The sequence below is a fragment of the Naasia sp. SYSU D00948 genome (genome assembly GCF_017916515.1).
In the GTDB taxonomy this organism is placed as follows: Bacteria; Actinomycetota; Actinomycetes; order Actinomycetales; family Microbacteriaceae; genus Naasia.
Window position 1 is genome coordinate 2,677,659 of sequence record NZ_JAFMTA010000001.1, and the last position, 17,600, is coordinate 2,695,258.

19 protein-coding genes are annotated in these 17,600 nt (G+C 72.6%); 15 read left to right on the forward strand and 4 right to left on the reverse strand.

Translation table 11 applies throughout. From position 1 onward, the window contains the following. Positions 1-35 precede the first annotated feature (35 nt). The 3 genes from J3P30_RS12535 to J3P30_RS12545 form a co-directional block, all read right to left on the reverse strand. On the reverse strand, positions 36-593 hold the full coding sequence (locus J3P30_RS12535) for a type IV toxin-antitoxin system AbiEi family antitoxin (RefSeq protein ID WP_210481349.1): 558 nt from the start codon (positions 591-593) through the stop codon (positions 36-38). 96 nt (positions 594-689) lie between these two features. Next, complete coding sequence (locus J3P30_RS12540; RefSeq protein ID WP_210481350.1) at positions 690-1,922, reverse strand: DUF349 domain-containing protein; 1,233 nt, start codon at positions 1,920-1,922, stop codon at positions 690-692. A 241-nt stretch (positions 1,923-2,163) separates the two neighbouring features. Further along, the gene (locus J3P30_RS12545; RefSeq protein WP_307807497.1) at positions 2,164-2,952 is read right to left on the reverse strand and encodes a peptidylprolyl isomerase; all 789 of its coding nucleotides are present in this window, start codon (positions 2,950-2,952) and stop codon (positions 2,164-2,166) included. 138 nt (positions 2,953-3,090) lie between these two features. Between J3P30_RS12545 and J3P30_RS12550 the strand changes: the two genes are divergently transcribed. The 14 genes from J3P30_RS12550 (at position 3,091) to nusB (ending at position 15,628) form a co-directional block, all read left to right on the forward strand. Then, entirely contained in the window at positions 3,091-4,392 is a 1,302-nt protein-coding gene (locus J3P30_RS12550) for a replication-associated recombination protein A (RefSeq protein WP_210481996.1), read from the forward strand. A 225-nt stretch (positions 4,393-4,617) separates the two neighbouring features. Then, positions 4,618-5,247, forward strand: a complete 630-nt coding sequence (rpsD, locus tag J3P30_RS12555; protein WP_210481352.1) for a 30S ribosomal protein S4 — start codon at positions 4,618-4,620, stop codon at positions 5,245-5,247. 81 nt (positions 5,248-5,328) lie between these two features. After that, complete coding sequence (locus J3P30_RS12560) at positions 5,329-5,718, forward strand: DUF948 domain-containing protein (RefSeq protein ID WP_210481353.1); 390 nt, start codon at positions 5,329-5,331, stop codon at positions 5,716-5,718. Positions 5,719-5,759: 41 nt separating this feature from the next. Beyond that, complete coding sequence (locus tag J3P30_RS12565) at positions 5,760-5,984, forward strand: hypothetical protein (RefSeq protein ID WP_210481354.1); 225 nt, start codon at positions 5,760-5,762, stop codon at positions 5,982-5,984. Positions 5,985-6,039: 55 nt separating this feature from the next. Next, positions 6,040-8,697 (forward strand): alanine--tRNA ligase, encoded by a 2,658-nt coding sequence (gene alaS / locus J3P30_RS12570; RefSeq protein WP_210481355.1) that lies wholly within the window; start codon positions 6,040-6,042, stop codon positions 8,695-8,697. Beyond that, positions 8,694-9,155, forward strand: coding sequence for a Holliday junction resolvase RuvX (ruvX, locus tag J3P30_RS12575; protein ID WP_210481356.1), 462 nt, complete (start codon positions 8,694-8,696; stop codon positions 9,153-9,155). Before alaS ends, ruvX begins: the two co-directional genes overlap by 4 nt. A 9-nt stretch (positions 9,156-9,164) precedes the next feature. After that, entirely contained in the window at positions 9,165-10,466 is a 1,302-nt protein-coding gene (gene mltG / locus J3P30_RS12580) for an endolytic transglycosylase MltG (protein WP_246852770.1), read from the forward strand. Continuing rightward, positions 10,459-11,265, forward strand: coding sequence for a shikimate dehydrogenase (locus tag J3P30_RS12585; RefSeq protein ID WP_210481357.1), 807 nt, complete (start codon positions 10,459-10,461; stop codon positions 11,263-11,265). The genes mltG and J3P30_RS12585 overlap by 8 nt, the downstream gene beginning before the upstream one ends. 5 nt (positions 11,266-11,270) lie before the next feature. After that, positions 11,271-12,482, forward strand: coding sequence for a chorismate synthase (gene aroC, locus J3P30_RS12590; RefSeq protein WP_210481358.1), 1,212 nt, complete (start codon positions 11,271-11,273; stop codon positions 12,480-12,482). Further along, positions 12,472-12,993 carry a shikimate kinase gene (locus J3P30_RS12595; protein ID WP_210481359.1) on the forward strand — a complete coding sequence of 174 codons (522 nt, stop codon included), beginning with the start codon at positions 12,472-12,474 and terminating at the stop codon, positions 12,991-12,993. The genes aroC and J3P30_RS12595 overlap by 11 nt, the downstream gene beginning before the upstream one ends. Then, complete coding sequence (gene aroB / locus J3P30_RS12600) at positions 12,990-14,066, forward strand: 3-dehydroquinate synthase (protein WP_210481360.1); 1,077 nt, start codon at positions 12,990-12,992, stop codon at positions 14,064-14,066. Before J3P30_RS12595 ends, aroB begins: the two co-directional genes overlap by 4 nt. Before the next feature lie 39 nt (positions 14,067-14,105). Next, the gene (locus J3P30_RS12605) at positions 14,106-14,549 is read left to right on the forward strand and encodes a type II 3-dehydroquinate dehydratase (RefSeq protein ID WP_210481361.1); all 444 of its coding nucleotides are present in this window, start codon (positions 14,106-14,108) and stop codon (positions 14,547-14,549) included. Between the two features lie 94 nt (positions 14,550-14,643). Beyond that, complete coding sequence (efp, locus tag J3P30_RS12610; RefSeq protein WP_210481362.1) at positions 14,644-15,207, forward strand: elongation factor P; 564 nt, start codon at positions 14,644-14,646, stop codon at positions 15,205-15,207. A gap of 1 nt (position 15,208) precedes the next feature. Then, complete coding sequence (gene nusB, locus J3P30_RS12615) at positions 15,209-15,628, forward strand: transcription antitermination factor NusB (RefSeq protein ID WP_210481363.1); 420 nt, start codon at positions 15,209-15,211, stop codon at positions 15,626-15,628. Between the two features lie 82 nt (positions 15,629-15,710). Here the strand turns inward: nusB and J3P30_RS12620 are convergent, their stop codons facing one another. Next, positions 15,711-16,241 (reverse strand): DoxX family protein, encoded by a 531-nt coding sequence (locus J3P30_RS12620; protein WP_210481364.1) that lies wholly within the window; start codon positions 16,239-16,241, stop codon positions 15,711-15,713. 424 nt (positions 16,242-16,665) lie between these two features. On the opposite strand from J3P30_RS12620, the gene J3P30_RS12625 reads away from it, so the two are divergent. Beyond that, positions 16,666-17,562, forward strand: a complete 897-nt coding sequence (locus tag J3P30_RS12625; RefSeq protein WP_210481365.1) for an endonuclease domain-containing protein — start codon at positions 16,666-16,668, stop codon at positions 17,560-17,562. The last annotated feature ends 38 nt before the right edge of the window (positions 17,563-17,600 follow it).

Here is a 17,600-nt window from a genome sequence, read left to right on the forward strand (position 1 = left end):
TTGGTCCGCTCCCGCTGGGCATTCAGCGTCGCGGCTCAGTTCCCGTCCCCAGGCGATGCCGGGTCGTCCGCCATCCGGGTCAGCCGGCGCACCCTTCTCGCCCGATGGGTGCTGAAGCGGCGCTCCTCGAGCATGCGGCCGAGCCGGTTCCGGGACTCCGTCCGCAGCAGCCGAGCCACCACGCCCGATACGCCCTCACCCCAGGCCTCGCCTCCGAGCAGATCGACCGCCGTTCGCAGCGGACTCGTGAGCCGCAGGTCCCCGATCCGCAGCACGTCGCCGTCCGCCAGCCGGACCTCGCGGATGTCGAGTTGCGGCGTCCCGGCCGCGCCCCGATCCTCGATCGGCACACAGCACTGCAGGGGCGACGGGACGCGTTCCGCGGCGCCCAGCACCCATGCGGCTGTGAGCCGGTCCGCCACCAGGCGGTCACGCAGTGTCAGAGCGACCGCCGCGGCCCGCGCCTCGCCCGTCTCCGGAAGGTCCGACGGACGCCACACGCCCGCGAGACAGTACAGCGTCCCGTCGAGGCGCAGGGCCTCCAGCTCGGCGGCGGGCAGTTCGATCGGACCGAGGAGGTCGGGCAGACGCATGCGGAGAGGGTGCCGCACCCGGAGGGGCGCAGTCCGGTGCTTCCTCGACCTGGGGAGAACCGTGCACGGCAGGGCGCGTGCAGGGGGCCCCGGTCGTCAGCTGCCGAGGGCGTCCAGCCAGATCCGCCGGGCCGCGAGGGCGTCCTCGGCCTCCTTGATCTTCCTCGCGTCCCCGGCGACGCGGGCCGCCTCGAGCTCGGCCTCGAGCTTCTCGATCGCCGAGTTCAGCTGGGCGGCCAGCCCCTCCGAGCGTGCCTTCGTCTCGGGGTTCGTCCGGCGCCAGTGCTCGTCCTCGAGGGACTTCACCGCGTTCTCGACCCGCCGGAGCCGGTCGCTGAGCGGCTTGACCTGGTCGCGCGGCACCTTGCCGATGGCGTCCCAGCGGCGCTGGATGTCCGTCAGCTTCGTGCGAGCCGTGCGGGCGTCCGTCTCCTTGAGGAGCGGCTCGGCCTCGTCGAGCAGGGCGACCTTCTGCTCGTAGTTCGCGGAGAACTCCTCGTTCTCGCGGGCGTCCACCTCGGCCTTCGCCGCGTACAGCACGTCGCCGGCCGCCTTGAACCGGGCCCAGAGCGTGTCGTCCTGCTTCTTCCCGGCGCGGCCGGCCCGCTTCCACTCCTCGAGCAGGTCCCGGTACTCCGGGATGCCCTGCGAGCCCTTCGACGCGAGCGCCTCGGCCCGGTCGACGAGCTCCTGCTTGCGGCGGCGCACGTCGCGCTGGGCGGCGTCGAGCTCGGCGAAGTAGGCGCGGCGGTGGTGCTCGACGGTGCTGCGCGCGGCCCTGAATCGCTTCCAGAGGTCGTCGGCGACGTTCTTGGGGAGCCTCGGCCCCTCCTGCTGCTGGTGCTGCCAGGCGGCGAACAGCTCGTCCAGGCGGGCGGTGGCCTGCTTCCACTGCGTGCTGGCGGGGTCGCCGGCCGCGATCGTCTCGGCCTCCGCGACGATCGCCTCACGATCCGCGACCGCGCGATCCAGCTCGGCCTTCGCCTCGGCGCTCTGCTTCTCGGTCAGCTCCGCGACGTTGCCGCTCAGCTGGCCGAGGCGGTCGAGCAGGTTCTGCAGGTCGCCGACCGCGTTCGCCGTGCGGACCGCGTTCTCGAGCTTTCGCACGGCCTTCGCGATGTCCGCGGCGGGCGCCCCGCGACGGGACCGCTGCTCGAGCAGTCCGACCTGGCCGGCGAGGTCCGCGTACTTGCGGCCGTAGTAGGCGAGGGCCTCCTCAGGCGTCGCCCCCGGGTACTGACCGACGAGCCGCTCCTCGTCGCCCTGCCGGACGTAGACGTTGCCCTCGTCGTCGACGCGCCCCCAGAGGGCGGGATCGGTGCTGGTCACGGGAATTCCCTCGAAGTCGCTGCACGCCGAAGGCAGCCCCGGCGCGCGATCAGCCTATTGCACCCCGCTCGCTCGGACTTTCGCTTTACCGGACTGTGATGCAGTCCGGTCGGGGGGCACAGCCGGACTGTGATGCAGTCCGGTCGGCGGGCACAGGCGGACTGTGATGCAGTCCGGTCGGTGGGCACAGCCGGACTGTGATCCAGTCCGGTCGGCGGGCGCAGCCGGCGGGCGGGAACCTCTACTGGACGGTCACCGAGGTGATCGTCGTCGGCACGGCAGGCGGCCCATCGGGGCTGCCGTCCGCGGTGCCCGCGTCGGTGACGGCGGCCTTGAGCTGGTCGAGGCCGCTCGTGACCTGACCGAGGACCGTGTAGCCGCCCGCCTCGTCGGCGGGGATCGTCGTGTCCTCGTAGACGAGGAAGAACTGGCTGCTGTTGCTGTACGCGTTGCCCGACTGCCGGGCGAGGGCGATGGTGCCGGCGGGGTAGACGTTGTCGGCGGGAGCGTTCTCGATCGGACCGAAGGCGAATCCGGGGTCGCCCGTGCCGTCGCCGTTCGCCGAGCCGCACTGCAGCACGAAGAAACCGCCGTTGGTGAGCCGGTGGCACGTCTTGCCCGGGTAGAACCCGCTCTGGGTGAGGCTCACGAACGCGGCGACGCCCTGCGCCGCGGCGGCGCCGTCGAGGGTGATGCCGAGCGGCACGTCGTTGAGGGTGAGCGTTCCGGTCCAGGTGCGGTCCTCGGCGAGCGCGGGATCCGGCACGGCGCCGGTGTTCGAGCCCTCGGGGGCGGTGGCCGACGGCGAGGCGCTCGGAGTCGGGGTCGGCGTCGCGACTCCGGGCCCGGCAGTGAAGTAGAGCAGCTGTGCGCCGACGGCGAGTCCGATGACGACGAGCGCGGCGACCGAGGCGAGGATGTTGTCCCGGCGCCGGCGGCGGATCCGCTCCTCGTGGAGCGTCTGCCGCGCCGTGTAGTCGCGCAGCCGCTGCCGCGCCTCCCGCTCGTCGCGTGTGCCGCGTCTTGCCACCGGAAATCCCTCCCGCCCGTCGTGCCGATCCAGCATAGGGGCGGCCCTCCGCCCGGCTCTGTCGGCCCCGCCGCCTACCATGTCAGCGTGAACAGCCAGCCCGGCCTGCGCACCGGCTCGACCCCGCTGGCGGTCCGGATGCGCCCGCGGACCATCGACGAGGTCGCCGGACAGCGTCACCTCCTGCGCCCGGGGTCCCCGCTGGTCGCGCTCGCCAGCGACCGCACGGGGGAGCGGGGCAACGTGTCGGTCATCCTCTGGGGCCCGCCGGGGACGGGCAAGACCACGCTCGCCCAGGTGATCGCGCTCAGCTCAGGGCGCCGGTTCGTCGAGCTGTCCGCGGTGACCGCCGGAGTCAAGGACGTGCGGCAGGTCATGGACGAGGCCCTCTCGCAGCGGGACCTCTACGGGCTCTCCACGGTGCTGTTCCTCGACGAGATCCACCGCTTCACCAAGGCCCAGCAGGACGCTCTGCTGCCGGGCGTCGAGAACGGCTGGGTCATCCTCGTGGCTGCGACCACCGAGAACCCGTCCTTCTCCGTCATCTCGCCGCTGCTGTCCCGGTCCCTCCTCCTCACCCTCGAGACCCTGACCGACGACGACCTCGGGACCCTCGTCGACCGCGCGGTCGCGGACGAGCGCGGGCTCGCCGGTCGTGTCGAGCTGGATCCGGAGGCGCGCGCGGCGATCATCCGGCTGGCCTCCGGCGACGCGCGCCGGGCGCTCACCGCGCTCGAGGCGTCGGCGGTCGCCGCGGCGTCCGCCGCGGCGGGCGAGCCCGACGCCCTCGAGGACGGGGAGAAACCCTTCATCACGCCGGACCTCGTCGCCCAGGCCGTCGACCGCGCGCTGCTGCGCTACGACCGGCAGGGCGACGAGCACTACGACGTCATCAGCGCCTTCATCAAGTCGGTGAGGGGATCCGACGTCGATGCCGCGATCCACTACCTCGCCCGGATGATCGAGGCGGGGGAGGACCCGCGCTTCATCGCCCGTCGGATCATCGTGTCCGCCGCCGAGGACATCGGCATGGCGGATCCGCAGGCGCTCACCATCGCGGTCGCCGCGGCGGACGCCGTGCAGTTCCTGGGCATGCCCGAGGGGCGGATCCCGCTCGCGGAGGCGGTCACGTACCTGGCGACGGCGCCGAAGTCGAACGCGTCGTACCTCGCGATCGACAAGGCCATCGCCGACGTGCGGGCCGGGCGGATCGGCCGCGTGCCGAAGCACCTGCGCGACGCGCACTACCCCGGGGCGCGGCGGCTCGGCCACGGCAAGGGGTACCGATACGCGCACGACGGGGAGCACGGCGTCGTCGAGCAGCAGTACCCGCCGGACGAGCTCCGCGGCGTCGACTACTACCAGCCGACCGGCAACGGCTACGAGCGCGAGGTCGCCGCCCGCCTGGAGCGGCTGCGGCGCATCGTCCGGGGCGGCTGAGGCCTCGCGACGCGCCCGGCCGGGTGCTAGAGTATTCGACGGCCTGAAACGGGTCCCGAGCGAGCGGCTGCGCGACGGACCGGTGAAGGAGCCGATGCCTGTAGCCGGCCGGTTCCGCGGCGACACCTTCTTCGTGGTCGAGCACTCGTGCTCGGCGAACAACTTCGCCGGACGCGCGACGCGTCCGGCAGCACAACGTCTGCAGACTCCTTCCGAAAGGCTTCCGTGTCCACCAAGTCACGCACCCGCAGCAAGACCCGGCTCTCCCGGGCTCTGGGCATCGCCCTCACCCCGAAGGCCGCCCGCTACCTCGAGAAGCGCCCCTACGCCCCGGGCGAGCACGGGCGCACCAAGCGCAAGACCGACTCCGACTACGCCGTCCGGCTCCGTGAGAAGCAGCGTCTGCGCGCCCAGTACGGCATCCGCGAGGCGCAGCTGCGCCGCGTCTTCAACGAGGCCCGCCGCACCGCCGGCCTGACCGGTGAGAACCTGGTCGAGCTGCTCGAGCTCCGCCTCGACGCGCTCGTGCTGCGCGCCGGCTTCGCCCGCACCACCGCCCAGGCCCGCCAGCTGGTCGTGCACCGCCACATCCTCGTCGACGGCGAGATCGTGGACCGCCCGTCCTTCCGCGTGAAGCCGGGTCAGCTCATCCACGTCAAGGCGCGCAGCGAGGGGACCGAGCCCTTCCAGGTCGCCGCGGCCGGCGGTCACGCCTCGGTGCTCCCGAAGGTCCCCGCCTACCTCGACGTCGACCTCGAGCGCCTGCAGGCCCGCCTCGTGCGTCGCCCGAAGCGCGCCGAGGTCCCGGTGACCGCCGAGGTCCAGCTCGTCGTCGAGTACTACGCCGCACGCTGACCTTCGCAACGTCGCTACTGTTGGAGCGGACCGTCCCCTCGGGGCGGTCCGCTCCTCGCATTCTCGGGAAGGAATAGGCCGATGGACGGTGGCGACATCGCCGGACTGATCGCGGCGGGCGTCTTCGCGATCCTCGTGGCCCTCATCGCGGTCCCGCTGCTCAAGCTGGGCAAGGTGTTCGACCAGACCACGATCGCCATCCGCGAGGCGACGGACGGCGTCACGCCGATCCTCAACGAGACGACGACGACGATCCGCGAGGCCAACAAGCAGCTCGCCCGCGTCGACACGATCACCGGCAACGTCGCCGAGATCTCCGGCAACGCGTCGGCGCTGGTCGCGCTGTTCGCCGCCTCCGTCGGCGGCCCGCTCATCAAGATCGCCGGCTTCAGCGCCGCGGTCCGCGCCGGCATCGCGGGCCTCCGTGGGGCGGAGCGGGCGGCGAAGTCCGGCAAGTCCCGCACGAAGTAGACTGAGCCGCTCCCCGCAACCACCGTCCCGAAGGGATCCTCATGAAGAAGGCACTGTGGCTGCTCGTGGGCGTTGCGATCGGAGTCGTCGCAGCACAGCGTCTCGGCAAGTCCTCGCAGAGCCAGAGCCAGGAGGGGCTGGGCAGCCTCGAGGCTCGGGCGCGGGAGTTCGGGAAGACGGTCGCCGACAGCTACCGGGCGCGCCAGGCAGAGCTGCGCGCCGCGATCGGCACGCCTCGCGACGCCGCGGACGACTTCCGCAACTAGTTCCCCGCGACGAGCGGCTCCGCCCCGTCGCGCCCACCTCCACAAAAAAGGTTCCATGCAGACTGCCGAGATCCGCCGGCGCTGGCTCGAGTTCTTCGGCGAGCGCGGGCACACCGTGGTGCCGTCCGCCTCCCTCGTGAGCGACGACCCGACCCTCCTCTTCACCGTCGCGGGGATGGTGCCCTTCATCCCGTACCTCACGGGACTCGTGCCCGCCCCGTATCCCCGGGCGACCAGCGTGCAGAAGTGCATCCGCACCCTCGACATCGAGGAGGTCGGCAAGACCACGCGCCACGGCACGTTCTTCCAGATGAACGGCAACTTCTCCTTCGGCGACTACTTCAAGGAGGGGGCCATCGGCTTCGCCTGGGAGCTGCTCACCGGGCCGGAGTCGCAGGGCGGCCTCGGCTTCGACGAGAAGGACCTGTGGGTCACCGTCTACCACGACGACGACGAGGCGGCGGGGCTGTGGCGGGAGATCGCCGGCATCCCGGAGAGCCGCATCCAGCGCCGCGGCAAGGCCGACAACTTCTGGCACACCGGGCAGCCCGGCCCCGGCGGCCCCTGCTCCGAGATCTACTTCGACCGCGGCCCGGCCTACGGCGCGGAGGGCGGCCCCGAGGCCGACGAGGACCGGTACCTCGAGATCTGGAACCTCGTCTTCATGCAGTACCTCCTGAGCGACGTGCGCGGGAAGACCGAGTTCGACATCGCGGGCGACCTTCCCCGCCGCAACATCGACACCGGCATGGGCCTCGAGCGCGTCGCGTTCCTCAAGCAGGGCGTCGACAACCTCTACGAGATCGACCAGGTACGCCCCGTCCTCGACCGCGCCGCGGACCTCTCCGGCCGCCGCTACGGCGCCGACCACACGGACGACGTGCGGATGCGCGTCGTCGCCGACCATGTGCGCAGCGCCCTCATGCTCATGGCGGACGGCGTCGCGCCCGCCAACGAGGGCCGCGGCTACATCCTGCGCAGGCTCCTGCGCCGCACCGTGCGGGCGATGCGCCTCCTGGGCGTCGAGGACCCGACGCTGCCCGAGCTGCTCCCGGCCTCGCGGGACGCCATGCGCGACGCATACCCCGAGGTGCAGCACGACTTCGACCGGATCTCCCGCACCGCCTACGGCGAGGAGGAGACCTTCCTCCGCACCCTGGCGGGCGGAACGTCGATCCTCGACGTCGCTGTGGCCGACACGCGCAGGTCGGGCAGCTCGCAGCTGCCCGGCGACACCGCGTTCCTCCTGCACGACACGTACGGCTTCCCGATCGACCTCACGCTCGAGATGGCGTCCGAGGCGGGCCTGTCCGTGGACCGCGACGCGTTCGACCGGCTCATGTCGGAGCAGCGCGCGCGGGCGAAGGCCGACGCGAAGGCGAAGAAGAAGGCGGTCGCCGACCTGTCGGCGTACAGCCCGTTCCGCGCGCACGGCGAGACGGTCTTCACCGGCTACGACTACCTGCAGACGGAGACGACCGTCCTCGGGATCCTCGCCGACGGCCAGTCGGTGACGTCGGCGAAGGCGGGGGAGACCGTCGAGGTCATCCTCCGGGAGACCTCGCTCTACCCGGAGTCGGGCGGTCAGGAGGCCGACGCCGGCACGATCCTCGGTGCGGGCTTCGAGCTCGAGGTGCTCGACGTGCAGCGCCCGGTCAGGGGCCTCATCTCGCACCGCGTCCTCGTGAGCTCGGGCGAGGTCGGGGTGGGCGACGCCGCCATGACGCTCGTCGACCCGGTGTGGAGGAAGGGCGCCACGCAGGCGCACTCCGCGACCCACCTCGTGCACGCCGCGCTCCGCCAGGTCCTCGGCCCCGACGCGCACCAGTCCGGCTCCTACAACAAGGCCGGCTACCTGCGTCTCGACTTCAACTGGAACAAGGCGCTGTCGCCCGCGACCCGCACGGAGATCGAGGACATCGCCAATCGCGCCATCCAGCAGGACTACGAGGTCGTGACCCGCATCCTCCCGCTCGAGGAGGCGAAGGCGATGGGCGCCATGGCGCTCTTCGGCGAGAAGTACGGCGACCAGGTCCGCATGGTGGACATCGGCGGACCCTGGTCGCGGGAGCTCTGCGCGGGCACGCATGTCGCCTCCAGCGCCGAGGTGGGGCTGATCAACCTCGTCAGCGAGTCGTCGGTGGGATCCACCAACCGGCGCATCGAGTCACTGGTGGGGCCCGACGCCTTCCGCGAGTTCGCCGCCGAGCGCGCGATCGTGAGCCGGCTGAGCGCCGAGCTCAAGGCGCCGAAGGACCAGCTGCCGCAGCGCATCGGCGACCTGCTGAGCCAGCTCAAGGCAGCGGAGCGCCGCATCGCCGAGTTCGAGCGGCAGGCCCTCGCCTCCCGCGTCCCCGCGCTGGCGGAGTCCGCCCGGCCGATCGGCCGCGTGACGGCGGTCCTCGAGTCCGTAGGGTCCCTCGCGTCCTCCGACGACCTGCGCTCGCTCGCCACCCGCGTGCGGGAGCGCCTCTCGGGTCAGGCCGCGGTCGTCGCCCTCGCGGCGGAGGTCGGCGGGAAGCCGGCCGTGCTCGTGGCGACCACGCCCGCGGCGCGCGAGGCGGGAGCGAAGGCGGGAGCCCTCGCCAAGGCCGCGGCGGGCGTGCTCGGCGGCGGAGGCGGCGGCAAGGACGACATCGCCCAGGGCGGCGGGTCCGACGCCGCGGCGATCCCCGCCGCGCTCGAGGCGATCGCGGCGCAGCTGCCGAGGTGAGCGGCGTGCGCCCCGGGGTGCGGCTCGCCGTCGACGTCGGACGCGCCCGCGTCGGCCTCGCCGCGAGCGATCCGGCGGGCTCCCTCGCCTTCCCCGTCGAGACGCTCCCGCGGGACGAGCGCGTCGTCCAGCGCATCGCCGCCGAGGCCGCCGAGCGGGACGCTCTCGAGATCGTGGTCGGCCTGCCGGTCTCGCTGTCGGGCGGTGACACACCGTCCACGACGGACGCGCGTGAGGTCGCGGCGGCCCTCGCGGCGGCGGCGCCCGTGCCGGTGCGCCTCGTCGACGAGCGGCTCAGCACGGTGAGCGCCCAGTCGGCCCTGCGGTCGGCCGGCCGGAGCACCCGCCGCTCGCGCTCCGTCGTGGACCAGGCCGCGGCGGTTATCATCCTTCAACACGCTCTCGACTCCGAGCGCGCCGGCGGCATCCCTCCCGGCGTCATCGTCGAGCCGGACTGAAAGCTTCTGATGTCGCATACTCCTCCGCCCCGCACCGACGCGACGGCGCCCAGCTGGGACGACCTGCTGGGCGCGGAAGCCGCCCGTGAGCGGGAGGCGGCCGACGTCGTCACCCGGCGCGAGGCCCGGGAGCGCGAGGCTGCGCACGCCGCCGGGCGGGTCCGGTCGCGGTCCCGCGACGTCTCGACGGAGAGCTTCGGCTTCCCGTCCAGCGAGCCGCCCCGCCGCCGCCGGCGCTGGATCGGCTGGATCGTCGCGCCGCTCGTCGTGGTCCTGCTCATCGGCGGCGGAGGGATCGGTGCCGCGTTCCTGATCATGCCCGACTGGCCGAGCCGGCTGGAGTCGCTGATGGCCGGGCCGGAGACCCTCGACTACGAGGGCTCGGGCAACGGGACCGTCGACGTCGTGATCCGCGAGGGCGACATCGGTTCGGACGTCGCCGTGACCCTGCAGCAGGCCGGGGTCACCAAGACGTTCGAGTCCTTCTACAACCTGCTGCTCGCCGAGCCGTCCCCGCCCGTGTTCCAGCCGGGCACCTACCGGCTGAAGGCGGAGATGAGCGCGCGCGCCGCTCTGATCGCGCTGCTCGACCCGGCCAACAAGCTCCAGAACGAGGTGCTCGTCGTCGAGGGCGAGCGGGTCTCCGACGCCCTGCCGACGATCGCCGCCGGCACCCAGCTGCCCCTCGACCAGCTGCAGGCCGCCGCGGCCGACGTCGCCTCCTTCGGCCTCCCGGCTGGGGCGCTCAGCCTCGAGGGCTTCCTGTTCCCCGCGACCTACCAGTTCCAGCCCGGCGTCACGCCGCACGACGCCCTCCAGCAGATGGTGGACCGGATGCGGCAGGAGCTCGACCGGCTGGGGGTGCCCGAGGCGGACCGGGTCCGCGTCGTCACGCTCGCGTCGATCGTGCAGCGCGAGGCGGGCAGCATCCAGGACATGCCGATGATCGCGCGCGTCTTCCAGAACCGCCTGGACCAGGGCATGCCGCTCCAGTCGGACGCGACGGTGCACTACGGGACTGGGAAGTCGGGGACGGTGTGGACGACTGACGCCGACCGCGCCGACGCCTCGAACCCGTACAACACGTACGCGAACCCGGGGCTGCCGGTCGGACCGATCGGAAGCCCGGGAGCGGACGCCATCGCCGCTGCGATGAATCCGGTCCCCGGCGACTGGCTGTACTTCGTCACCGTGAACCTGGAGACGGGCGAGACCGTGTTCTCGAACTCGCTCGGCGAGCACGAGGCGGCCGTCTCCCGGCTGCGCGAGTGGTGCAGCGCGAGCGACGCCAACGCCGCCTACTGTGGCTGACCGCCGGCTGGCGGTCCTCGGCTCGCCCATCGGGCACTCGCGCTCGCCCGCGCTGCACGGTGCCGCGTACCGGGAGCTCGGCCTCGACTGGGAGTACGACCGGCGCGAGGTGCGCTCGGGCGAGCTCGCGGAGTTCCTCGAGGGTCTCGACGGGAGCTGGCTCGGGCTGTCGCTGACGATGCCGCTGAAGCGCGAGGTCCTCCCGATGCTCGACACGGAGGACGACCTCGTCCGCCTCACCGGCGCGGCGAACACCGTGCTGCTCCAGGACGGGCGGCACGGGTTCAACACCGACATCGGGGGCATCGGCGCCGCCTTCGCCGAGCGGGGCGTGCCCCTGCTCGAGAGCGCCCTGGTCCTCGGCGGCGGCGCCACGGCGTCCTCCGTGCTCGTGGCGCTGCGCGACCACGGCGTCCGCAGCGCGACCATCGCGGCGCGCTCCCCGGAGAAGGCGGCCCCGCTGGCCGAGCTCGGCGACGCGGTCGGCGTGGACGTCACCCTGACCGGGCTCGACGATGACCTCCCGGTCGCGGACATCCTCGTGAGCACGCTGCCGGGGGAGGCGCCTCTGCCCGCGCTGCCGCCGTTCCCGCCGTCCGCGGCGCTCCTCGACGTCGCGTACGACCCGTGGCCGAGCCGGCTCGCGCAGGGCTGGGCAGGACCCGTGGTGAACGGCCTGGACATGCTGCTGCACCAGGCCCTCCTCCAGGTCCGCGTGTTCCGCAACGGGGATCCTGCCGCTCCGCTGCCCGGCGAGGACGCCGTGCTCAAAGCCATGCGCGACGCCGTGGGAGGATGAGAACCATGCTTCGATGGCTCACCGCCGGGGAGTCGCACGGTCCCGAACTCGTCGCGATCCTCGAGGGGCTCCCCGCCGGGGTGCCCGTCTCGCTCGACGGCATCCGCGCCGACCTCGCCCGCCGCAAGCTGGGCTACGGACGCGGATCACGGCAGAAGTTCGAGCAGGACGAGCTCGCGCTGTCCGGTGGCGTCGTCCACGGCCGCAGCATCGGCAGCCCGGTCGCCCTGCGCATCGGCAACACCGAGTGGCCCAAGTGGGTCGAGGTGATGAACCCGGAGCCGGTCGAGCTCACGGAGCGGTCCCGCGGTCGCGGCGCCGCCCTCACGCGTCCCCGCCCGGGCCACGCCGACCTCACCGGCATGCAGAAGTACGACTTCGACGAGGCCCGCCCGGTGCTCGAGCGCGCGAGCGCCCGCGAGACGGCGGCCCGGGTCGCGCTCGGCGCCGTCGCGCGCGCGTTCCTCGAGGAGCTCGGCGTCCGGCTGATCAGCCACACCCTGGCCGTCGGCCCGGTCCGCGTCCCGGAAGGCGCTCCGCTGCCCCGCCCCGCCGACCTCGCGTCGGTCGACGAGGATCCGCTGCGCTGCTTCGACCCCGCGACCTCCGCCCTGATGGTGGCCGAGGTCGACGCCGCCCGCCGCGACGGGGACACCCTCGGAGGGGTCGTCGAGGTCCTCGCCTACGGGCTCCCGCCGGGCCTCGGCTCGTACGTGCACTGGGACCGGCGGCTCGACGCGCAGCTCGCCGCCGCGATCATGGGCATCCAGGCGATCAAGGGCGTGGAGGTCGGCGACGGGTTCACGACGGCGACGCGCCGCGGCTCCGCCGCCCACGACGAGCTCGTGCCCGGCCCGGACGGCATCCAGCGGGTCACCGACCGTGCCGGCGGCACCGAGGGCGGCATGACGACCGGGACCGTCCTCCGGGTCCGCGCCGCGATGAAGCCGATCTCGACCGTCCCGCGCGCGCTCCGCACCATCGACGTGGCGACCGGCGAGCCCGCGTCCGCCCACCACCAGCGATCGGACGTGTGCGCCGTGCCTGCGGCCGGCGTCGTCGCCGAGGCGATGGTGGCGCTCGTGCTCGCGAACTCGGTGCTCGAGAAGTTCGGCGGCGACTCCGTGGGGGAGACCCGGCGGAACCTGGACGCCTACCTCGCCGCGATCCCGGAGGCCCTCCGCACGAGCCCCACCGCGGACCTCCGTGGCGTCTGACGTCTCCGGCCCCCTGCTCGTGATCATCGGGCCGCCGGGAGCGGGCAAGACCAAGGTCGGCAAGCGGGTCGCGCGGCGCCTCGGCCTGCCGTTCGCGGACACCGACAAGCTGATCGTCGCGCGCCACGGCGCCATCGCGGACATCTTCGCCGAGCACGGGGAGCCGTACTTCCGGGCGCTGGAGCGCGACACCGTGGTGGAGGCCCTGACGACGGAGGGCATCGTGTCGCTCGGCGGGGGAGCCGTGCTGGATCCCCGCACGCAGGCGGACCTGCGGGAGCGCAGGGTCGCGCTCATCATGGTCGACGAGGATGGGGTGGCCGAGCGCATCGAGGGCGAGAAGCGCCCTCTGCTCGCCGCGGGCGGCGTCGCCGCCTGGAAGGCGCTCGTCGATCAGCGCCGTCCGATCTACGAGGCGCTGGCGACCCGCACCTTCGACTCCTCCCACCGGCCGATGGACGACGTCGCCGCCGACGTGACGGAGTGGCTGCTCGAGGAGGGCGACCGATGACCGAGCCGACCCGCATCCCCGTCCGCGGCACGGATCCCTACGACGTGCTCGTGGGGCGCGGACTCACGGGCGCCATCCGCGACGCCCTCGGTCCCGGCGTCCGCAAGCTCCTGATCATCCACCAGCCGACGCTCGCCGTCCGCGCCGAGGCGCTGCGCGAGGAGCTCGCAGGCAGCGTCGAGGTCCTCCTCGCGGAGGTGCCGGACGGGGAGTCCGCGAAGCGGGTCGAGGTCGCCGCGTTCTGCTGGCAGGTCCTCGGGCAGGCCGACTTCACGCGGTCGGACGCGGTGCTCGGCTTCGGCGGCGGAGCGGTCACCGACCTCGCCGGGTTCGTCGCCGCGACCTGGCTTCGCGGCGTCGCCCTCGTGCAGGTCCCCACGACCGTGCTCGGGATGGTGGACGCCGCCGTCGGAGGCAAGACCGGCATCAACACCGCTGAGGGCAAGAACCTGGTCGGCGCCTTCTACCACCCGAAGGCCGTCGTCGCCGACCTTGAGCACCTCGACGGGCTGCCGCGGAACGAGATCCTCGCGGGCTTCGCCGAGGTCGCGAAGTGCGGCTTCATCGCCGTGCCCGAGATCCTCGACCTGATCGAGGCCGATGCCGACCGCGTGACCGATCCGACCGCGCCGGAGTTCCGCCGCGTCATCGAGCTCTCGATCGGCCTCAAGGCCGACGTCGTCTCCGAGGACTTCAAGGAGGCCGGCCGGCGCGAGATCCTCAACTACGGCCACACCCTGGGGCACGCGATCGAGCACGCCGAGCGCTACCAGTGGCGGCACGGAGCGGCGGTGTCCGTCGGGATGGTCTACGCGGCCGAGCTGGCACGCCTCGCCGGGCGCCTCGGCGACGCCGCGGTCGACCGGCACCGCTCGGTCCTCGGCTCGCTCGGGCTGCCGATGGAGTACCCGCTCGGCCGGTGGAACAGCCTCCTCGCGACGATGCGCCGGGACAAGAAGGCGCGCGGCTCGATGCTGCGGTTCATCGTGCTCGACGCCATCGCGAAGCCGACGGTCCTCCAGGGACCCGAGGACGCCCTGCTCTTCGCCGCTTACCAGGAGATCGCGAGCTAGCCGGAGGGCCAGATTAGGCGGCCCGATAGGCTGGCCGCCGTGACTCGCGTGCTGGTGCTCAACGGACCGAACCTCGGACGGCTGGGGACCCGCGAACCCGATGTCTACGGGCGGGGCACGCTCGAGGATCTGCGCCTGCAGCTCGAGGAGGACGCGCCCGACGATGTCCTCATCGACCTCCGGCAGACCGACGACGAGGGCACCCTCATCGGCTGGCTGCACGAGGCCGTCGACAAGCGGATGCCCGTCATCCTCAACCCCGCGGCCTTCACGCACTACTCCTACGCCCTCCGGGACGCGGTCGCGATCGTCACGGACTCCGGGCTGCCGCTCCTCGAGGTCCACCTCTCCAACCCGCACTCCCGGGAGGAGTTCCGGCACACGAGCGTCGTCACCGGCGTCGCGACCGGAGTGATCGCCGGTCTCGGCTTCGACTCCTACCGCCTCGCGCTGTCCGCGGTCCTGCGACGGTCCGGCTCCTAGCGCCCCCGCACATCCGCGCGCACGCGCCTCGACTACACTTTCCGGGGCGTTCCGGACGGCTCCGGCGCCCCTCCGCCTCACGAATAGGACCCCAATGGCCTCTACCGCTGACATCCGCAACGGCGTCGTCCTCAACATCGACGGCCAGCTCTGGAACGTCGTCGAGTTCCAGCACGTCAAGCCGGGCAAGGGCGGCGCGTTCGTGCGCACGAAGCTCAAGAACGTCGTGACCGGCAAGGTCGTGGACAAGACGTACAACGCGGGCGCCAAGGTCGACATCGAGAACGTCGACCGCCGCGACTTCCAGTACCTGTACCGGGACGGCGACGACTTCGTGTTCATGGACACCTCCGACTACGACCAGATCCACGTGCCCGCCACGGTCGTCGGCGACGCCGCCAACTTCCTGCTCGAGAACCAGACCGCGACGATCGCCCTGAACAACGGCAACCCGCTCTACGTCGAGCTCCCGGCCTCGGTCGTCATGGAGATCACCTACACGGAGCCGGGCCTGCAGGGCGACCGCTCGAACGCGGGCACCAAGCCGGCGACGATCGAGACCGGCTACCAGATCCAGGTGCCGCTGTTCGTCGAGATCGGCACCAAGGTCAAGGTGGACACCCGCACGGGTGACTACCTCGGCCGCGTGAACGACTGACGTGAGCGCACGCTCGAAGGCCCGCAAGCGGGCGCTGGACATCCTCTACGCCGCCGACGTCCGCCAGGTCCCCGTAGGCGACATCCTGGAGGCGGAGGCGCAGCGCGCCGCGGGGGAGCCGCAGCGCGCCGCCAGCTGGCTCTACGCGCGCGACATCGTCGACGGCGTCCAGGACCACCGGGCCGAGATCGACGACCTCATCGCCCAGCACGCGCAGGGCTGGACGCTCGCGCGCATGCCCGCGGTCGACCGCGCCGTCCTGCGGATCGGCGTGTGGGAGCTCGTCTACAACGACGAGGTGCCGTCCGCCGTCGCGATCGACGAGGCGGTGGAGCTCGCGAAGGAGCTCAGCACGGACGAGTCCTCCGGCTTCGTGCACGGGGTGCTCGCCGCGGTGGGACGGGCGGCCGCCGCCGGCTGACGACTCACGCACACGAACGGCCGAAGGGCGCCCCCGGTGAGGGGCGCCCTTCGGCCGTTCCTGTTCGGTGATGGGGGAGGGGTCAGCGGCGGACGCGGCGGCCGGAGAAGGCGGCGACCACCATCGCGGCGGCGATGAGGACCAGGTTCTTGGCGATGAACTCGCCCTCCATCGTGGCGAGGAGCGGGTTGCCGTCGGTGAAGACGACGCTCGGGTGCACGATGCCGACGAGGAACGTCGTGGCGAGGTGCGCGACGATCGCGGCGGAGACCCAGGAAACGAGGAACCCGGCGATCAGGGCGAGCCCGGCCACGACCTCGAAGACGCCGAGGCCGATCACGACCGTGTCGCCGGGCAGGAACGGCAGCATGCTCGCGACGAGGTCCGCGATCGGGCTCTTGCCGATGATCTTCAGCGCGCCGAACCAGACGAACACGACGCCGAGCGCGATCCGCAGTGCGGGGACCGAGGCGACCCGGAGGATCCGGAGCACGGCCTCCTCGGTCCGCAGCATCCATCCGAGCAGGCCGGGGGCGGGAGGCACCGTGCGGCCGGCGGCCTCGAGCGAGGAGGAGGCGGCGACGGGCTTGGCGGGGGTGAGGAGAGTGGACATTGCGGTGCCTTTCTGAGGGAGTCGGTGCAGTTCTTCTGCGTGTCTCCGAAGCTACGGAGACGCCCGTCCCGGGCCCCAGGGGAGCGGATCCCGACGTTTCCGGGACGCGTCCCGCCCTCCTGGGACCCCGGTGTCCCGCCCTCCCCGGGACACCGGCGCACGTCCGCGAGCGCACCCTGAAACGCCGAGTGCCTGTCCGCCGGCGGGGCGCGAATCCGCCACTTGCGCGGATCAGGAGTTCGCACGCCGATCAGGACGGAGGTGCCGTTTTCGTCGCGGATCAGGGCGACACGCCGGGCCCCGACCGGGATCTCCTGATCCGCGCAAGCCACGGAAGTCCTCCACACCGCCGCCTGCCGCCACACGTCACTCCGAGGGGGCTGGGGCCTCTCCGCCTGGCCTCCGCACGCGGCACCCTGTGGGGATGCCCGACCTCACCTCCGCGCTCCTCCGCCTCGAGGGTGTCGCTCACCTCCAGGACCTCCTCGCGGAGGAGTTCAGTCGCCATCAGGTGGCGGCGCTGCTCCACCAGGGCCGGCTCGTCCGTCCGCGCATCGGCTGGTATGCGGCTCCGTGGCACGATCCCGAGACCATCCGGGCCATCCGCGTGGGGGGCCGGTTGACGTGCACCTCGGCCGCCCGGTCCTACGGGCTGCCGGTGCCGTCCGACGGCCGTGTCCACGTGGCGCTCGCCGACAACGCGTCGCGGCTTCGTGCGGCCGCCGACGGCCGGCGTGTGTCCGCGGGCGAGGACCGGGCGGTGGTCTGGCACTGGAGCGACGCGCCGGGGAGGTACCGCGTCGACCCCACGGAGTGCCTTCGTGCTGCGAGCGCGTGCGTCCCGGCCCGCTGGTTCGTCGGGATGGTCGACAGCGCCCGACAGCGCGGCCTCCTGCCGGAAGAGCGGCTCGTCGCGCTCCGGGCCGAGCTCAGCAGGGAGAAGAGGCTGCTCCTCGACCGCAGCGACCCGGCCGCGGAGAGCATCCTCGAGTCCCTGCTCCGGGTCGGCCTCGAGGACGCCCGGCTGTTCCCCGAGACGCAGGTCCGGATCGGCGGCTTCCGGGTCGACTTCCTGCTTCACGGCTGGCTCGTGATCGAGTGCGACGGTGCGGAGCATCACGCCGGCCGCGATGAGTTCGAGAGCGACCGACGGCGGGACTCGTTCCTGAACCGGTCGGGCTACCGCGTGCTCCGCTTCTCGTACCGCCAGGTCGTCGACGGCTGGGCGGACGTGCTGGCCACCATCCGCGCCGTCCTCTACGCGGGACCCGGAGTTGCGCGGATCAGGACGGACGGGCGATCGGCCGGCGTGTCGTCCTGAACGGCGTCCGGGAGCGCCCCTGCGTCCTGATAGGCGTG